Origin of the sequence: Staphylococcus sp. GDY8P120P, assembly GCF_017892065.1 — a bacterium.
GTDB lineage: Bacteria > Bacillota > Bacilli > Staphylococcales > Staphylococcaceae > Staphylococcus > Staphylococcus nepalensis.
Genome location: NZ_JAESKI010000032.1, coordinates 1 through 5,584 on the forward strand (window position 1 = coordinate 1; position 5,584 = coordinate 5,584).

General features: G+C 36.1%; 4 protein-coding genes. 2 read left to right on the forward strand and 2 right to left on the reverse strand.

Annotated elements, in window-relative coordinates; all coding sequences use genetic code 11:
• Positions 1-639: 639 nt before the first annotated feature.
• The gene (locus KA900_RS14100; RefSeq protein WP_021285900.1) at positions 640-1,179 is read right to left on the reverse strand and encodes a replication/maintenance protein RepL; all 540 of its coding nucleotides are present in this window, start codon (positions 1,177-1,179) and stop codon (positions 640-642) included.
• A 1,063-nt stretch (positions 1,180-2,242) separates the two neighbouring features.
• On the opposite strand from KA900_RS14100, the gene KA900_RS15025 reads away from it, so the two are divergent.
• Entirely contained in the window at positions 2,243-2,572 is a 330-nt protein-coding gene (locus tag KA900_RS15025) for a MobC family plasmid mobilization relaxosome protein (RefSeq protein ID WP_032495715.1), read from the forward strand.
• A complete protein-coding gene (locus KA900_RS14110) occupies positions 2,554-3,702 on the forward strand; it encodes a relaxase/mobilization nuclease domain-containing protein (RefSeq protein WP_032495716.1) in 1,149 nt (382 codons plus the stop codon). The genes KA900_RS15025 and KA900_RS14110 overlap by 19 nt, the downstream gene beginning before the upstream one ends.
• Positions 3,703-3,998: 296 nt before the next feature.
• Here KA900_RS14110 and KA900_RS14115 read toward each other — a convergent pair whose 3' ends face one another.
• Complete coding sequence (locus KA900_RS14115) at positions 3,999-5,573, reverse strand: ABC-F type ribosomal protection protein Vga(E) (protein WP_032495718.1); 1,575 nt, start codon at positions 5,571-5,573, stop codon at positions 3,999-4,001.
• Positions 5,574-5,584 lie beyond the last annotated feature (11 nt).

Here is a 5,584-nt window from a genome sequence, read left to right on the forward strand (position 1 = left end):
CTTATTTTGAGGGGATATAAAAACCCCCTAATTCCATTCAGAATAGGAGGTCAGTAAAATTTGTAAGTATACACCTAAAAAAGCATTACAAAATTAGGGTAAACCACATTGCACAATACAATCCTATTCTGAAAATGATACATAAAACGCTCCACAAATAACCTAGCTTAAGTTATTGACTCACTATTTTATGTTGATTTTCTTTAATAAATAGGATTAATTGTTCATTGTGATATAGTAACACCCTTTCTCGTATCATTTAATCTAAATATAAGCTTTCTATATGTCTCTGTCAATATTTCTATGCTTTACTTAGATAAGAAATTAAATCTTATTCTGATCAAAGCGAAAATAACTAATCGGATGGGAGCTACAATTTAAGAGATTCCCGAGCCATCTTTCTGGAATGTTTTCTAAACTACTTGTAATGTTTTCTCTTAATTCATTTTCTCGCTTCTCGTACAGCAAACTTGCTTAACTATTATCACGAACATTTCTAGTCTAACATTGGCTACTAATAACGCTTAGACAAACATTTTTCACCTAAGTGTTCAATTTTTGTTACGATAAGCTGTGAATAGAGATAAGGTTCTTTATCTACCATCTCCAACCTGTATGTTATATTGATTTAACGTGATGTTAAATTTCTTCTAAAGTAACCTCTTTATGTCTTTGAATTTTTAATTTAGTTTGTTTATCTTGTTCGCTTTCAGAAAGAATAACATTCGCACTAAATTTACCATGCTTGAAATTACTTCCCCAACTGTTCCAAGCAATTTGTTTATTAACTGCATATACGTTTGATGTACCTGATTTATATACATCAATGTATTGCTTATCTTTAAGCAATTTAACGGCTCTTGTTACCGTTGAAGTACTTACTTCGAATTGTTCCTCTAAGACTTTATAAGAGCACATTACAGCGTTGTATGAATCCATATTATTTATTAAGAATTTAAAAATTCTATATGCTATTGGTGATTTTGCCATTAGCCAATCTTCTGCTTTATAAGCGTCTTTATTTAACTGTATCCACCTCTTGTAAGGACTGTTTTTATCTCTCTTGCGAATTTCCTTTTCGATTTCTTCTTCCTTCTCCATTTGGATCTTACGCTCTTCAAAACTCATAGAATTAGGTTTTAGAACTTCTCTTTCTGCTCCTACATGTATTTCAGCCATTATTACTTTCTCCCCTTTTTCGAATATGTAACACGCTGTGATACGTATATGTATCATTTTTGATACAACTTGTATCATTACTGACCATGGTGTGATTAGTATACTGCTCATTTATGGTTATTCTATCGTCATTAATGACCATTCTATGATATTGTTTGACTAAAGTCAAGTCTTATAGTGACTATCTAGTGCTCTAATACTAGTCACCCCATGACTAGTATAGTAATCACACCATGACTAGTAAAAAACGCTCTATCCATTGATATGACAACAACTAGCTTATATTCACTCTTATATCTTCTATAAGGCACTTTTCTACATGCAAGGGTCGGGTAGTATTTTTTAGGAAAACCACCTAAAAAATCTCCACGCCTTTACCCCTTGCATTCCGAAATTTTTCGGCTGTCTAGGCTTCGCCGAACGACCGATATACGAAATAGGGATATTGAGTATTCGCTCGTTCGCTTGTCCAGTGTAGCCGAAAAACCGTTAAGAGTGTCGGCGATAATGTGATTCTTTCGCTATGTATAGAATTCGTTATGCGGGGGCTAGCCCCCACACCCCCAGCCTCACTCCCTCAACCGAAATAGGGGGGAAAGACCAAGTTCAAAGGCATTGCGAAATATGGTTAAAAGCTTTCTGACTGGAAGAAAGCTAAATATGGTATGTGTCAATGGTAAATCGCAACGGAATGGGTCAGCGGTTTTTGCTGATCCATGAAGTGAGAATTTAAGGAATTGACACATTCGCAAAAGTACCCTCTTGGCTTGTCGAAAAACCATTTTTTCGACCTGCCTACCGGCGAGGGAGCCCCCGAAGATTCGGGGGTTGGGGGCTTGATATGTGAAAGTTTTTGGGGTTGCCTTTTTTCAAAAAGGCAAGGTCTTAATCCCCCCATGTAAATGGGGGTTAGGGGGCATTTTTGCGACAGCAAAAACAAGCTTATTTGGGTACCAAATATAGAGCTTGCCAATCCTCACAATACAAGTTACAATGAGAGTGAATAGCGAGCATTTAATTTGTATGATATGCGATTGAAAAATGAGCATAGTGAGGTGGTTGTATGTCGGGAACGAGGAAAGAAAATCGGGCGAGTAGTCGGCAGATTAAATTTCGAGTGGACGACAGCGAATATGAAAGGTTACAGCAAATTGCTGATACGTTTCATATGAGCGTGCCAGCTTTTGCAAAAAAGCGGGCAATGGGCTATCGAATGAAGCCATCGAAAATTGATAAATCGGGGGCAATTGAGATAGCAAAGCAGTTGCGAGCAATTGGGAACAACGTGAATCAATTGACTAGGCGAGCAAATGCAAGCGCTGGGGCGATTGATAGCGAAGAATTACAAGCTATCAAAAAGGAGTTGCATGCAATATGGCAACAATTCAGCTAGGTACAACTCGTTCTGCTAGTCGATTATGCAACTATGCAGAAAAAAGGGCAGTTGTGAAAGATGGCTATAATCTTGATATTGATTATGCAAAGTCACAAATGAAGCAAACAAGGGAACTTTTTTCTAAAAATGATGGAATACAAGCACATCATGTTATCCAGTCATTCAAACCTAACGAGGTTACACCAGAGAAAGCGAATCAAGTAGGTTTAGAATTAGCTGAGAAATTAGCTAAAAACCATGAAGTAGCTGTTTACACACATGCAGATAAAGACCATATTCATAATCATATCGTGATAAATTCAGTTAACTTTGAAACTGGTAAAAAGTATCAAGCACATGGAAAGGAAGCAATTGAGCGTGCTAGATCATTGAGCGATGAAGTATGCAAAAATCATGATTTATCAATAGTTACAGAGCATAACGCTAGTGTTCGTCATACTTTGGCAGAACAACATTTACTAGAAAAAAATAAACCATCTTGGAAAGATGAATTGCGTGAAGCGATTGAATACTCTCGAAATAATTCAACAAACTTTGATAGCTTTAAAAAGCATTTAAATGACGTTTACGGGGTCGAAACGAAATTGAGGGGTAAAACACTTAGTTTTAAACATCCAGAACGAGAACGCTTTATACGGGCTAATAAATTGGGTGCTGACTATGAAAAGGAGGGGCTAGAAAATGTCTTTACAAGACAAGCTGAACGAGAACAGGAGCATGAGCGAACTGTTTCAAGAGACCAGGGAACTCAACGAACTAATGAAAAGTTATATCAGAGTTCACATGAACGAGGAAATGGCGAAAGAAGTCACGATTCACAATCAATTGAATCAAATCCAGTCGAAATCGGACGAAGTCATGAGGAACATGCAGTCAATCTTGAACGAGCAAGAGAAGATGTTGAAAGAAAACACCGAAGTTTTGCAAAAGATTTTGATAGATGGACACGAGGAAATTCAAAGGAACAACAACAGGACCATTCAAGCACTGGGGGAACTTCAAAAGACGAACAACGCTCAATTGGAAGAAATGAACGAGGAAATCAAGTCGAGCGTGAGGAACATGCAGAACAATCTAAACAGCGTCGTCAAAAAAGCAAGACAAGAGACGATGGACTTAGTCTCTAGTGCAAAGCATGGGGCATTGGTTACGAATATCATTGATGCTTTAAAATATGGTGTTGCTACAAGTGCAATTACTGTTCCAATTCTCTATTTGCTCCTTAGTTAATTAAAAAGACTGGCTTTATGCCAGTCCTTTCTGCTTTAGCTCTAGAGGGTTGTAAGCTATGTTATCCAATATTGTCAAGTCTGTATAGGACGAATAGATAAAGTGGATGTATTTTCGATTTTAGTGAAAGGCTCGTATGCAAGGACATGTCGACTTAATGGGACGTTCGTGGGAACATATCAATAGGTTTGCTTTATTCCCCTCTAGTCAGTTCTTTCTTTTCTTTCAATAATCTTTGAAATTCATCTTCTAACTCTTGCGAAGGTTCCAAGCTCAACCTACCCAGAACATCAGATATTTTAGTTTCAATTAATAAAAGTTGGTCATCATTGTTAGACTTTGTTTTATTCTCCAGCCACTCTTCATATGCTTCGTACGATCCATCGAATACTGTTATCTTACCATCTTTTATATCAATTATTTTTGTAGCTATATTTTTTACTAACATTCGGTCGTGAGTAACAAATAGAATCGTTCCATGATAACTTTTCATTAATGTTTCTAGCGCTTCTAAAGCTGCAATGTCTAAAAAGTTAGTCGGCTCATCTAAAACGAGCATATTCACCTCACTTAAAAATAGTTTAGCTAAAGCTAGCTTTACTTTTTCACCACCACTTAATATGCCTACCTTTTTATAGACATCTTCATCCCAAAAATGCATTCTTGCTAAAACTGTTCTTATTAATGTCTCATTTTGACTAGAGGTCGATTGTACATTTTCTATGATTGATTTCTCATCATTTAGGATGGTTAAGTGTTGAGAGAAGTAACCTATCTTTACTTTTTCTGGAATTGTCACTCCTTCATCTTGCTTCACTATTTTTTTAAGCAACGTTGTTTTACCTGAGCCATTTTTTCCAATGATAGCAACTTTATCTCCTCCATATAAATATAAGCTAAAGGGTTCCCAGAGCTTACGTTCTTCAATCTCTCCCTTAATATTTTCAGCACGTAATACAGATTGGTTTGTTAAGTTTTCTTCATTTAACATATCCATCTTAATTTCAGGCAGCTCTTTCACCTTGTCAACCTTATCCAATTGTTCCAGTCTTGTTTCTAAAGCTTTTGCCGAACTTCTCAGCTTTTTCTGTATGTTGGCGTAGTGGGTTTTAGCACCCACTATTCTCGCTTCAGATGAACTTAGATTCTTAGGTTTTTTTGTTGCTCGTTGAGCTCTTTCTTCTTTTTGACGTATTGCTCTTTCTAATTTTTGTTTCTCACGTTCATACTTTTCAAATTCAGTTTGTTTTTGTTTTTTAAGTATTTCTTTTTGCTTTGCATATTCATCATAATTTCCTTTAAATATTTTTAACGTATTTTTTTCAATTTCCCATATGTCAGTACATACATTATTTAAAAATGTCCGATCATGAGATACTACGACAGCTGCTCCTTGATAGTTTCTTATCTTTTTTTCTAGCCAAGCAATTCTTTCCGTATCTAAGTGTGTTGTCGGTTCATCTAAAAGCAGTAAGCCTGGATTCCCATTGAATGCGTTCTGTAAATATTGCTGTGTTATTTCGCCACCACTTTTCTCCAATCTTGATTCTTTAAATTGTGGCACTAATTTCACAGAGGTAAAAGGAGAGATATTACCTTCATCAGGTAATTCTTCACCTGTAATAATTTTTAATAGGCTTGTTTTTCCTGTTCCATTCCTACCTACTAAGCCTATACGTTGATTATCATGCACTTGTATTAAATCAATATCAAATAGCACTCTGTCATGTAATTGTTTTTTGATTGATGTTCCTTCAAATAATAGCATAATCCCATCTC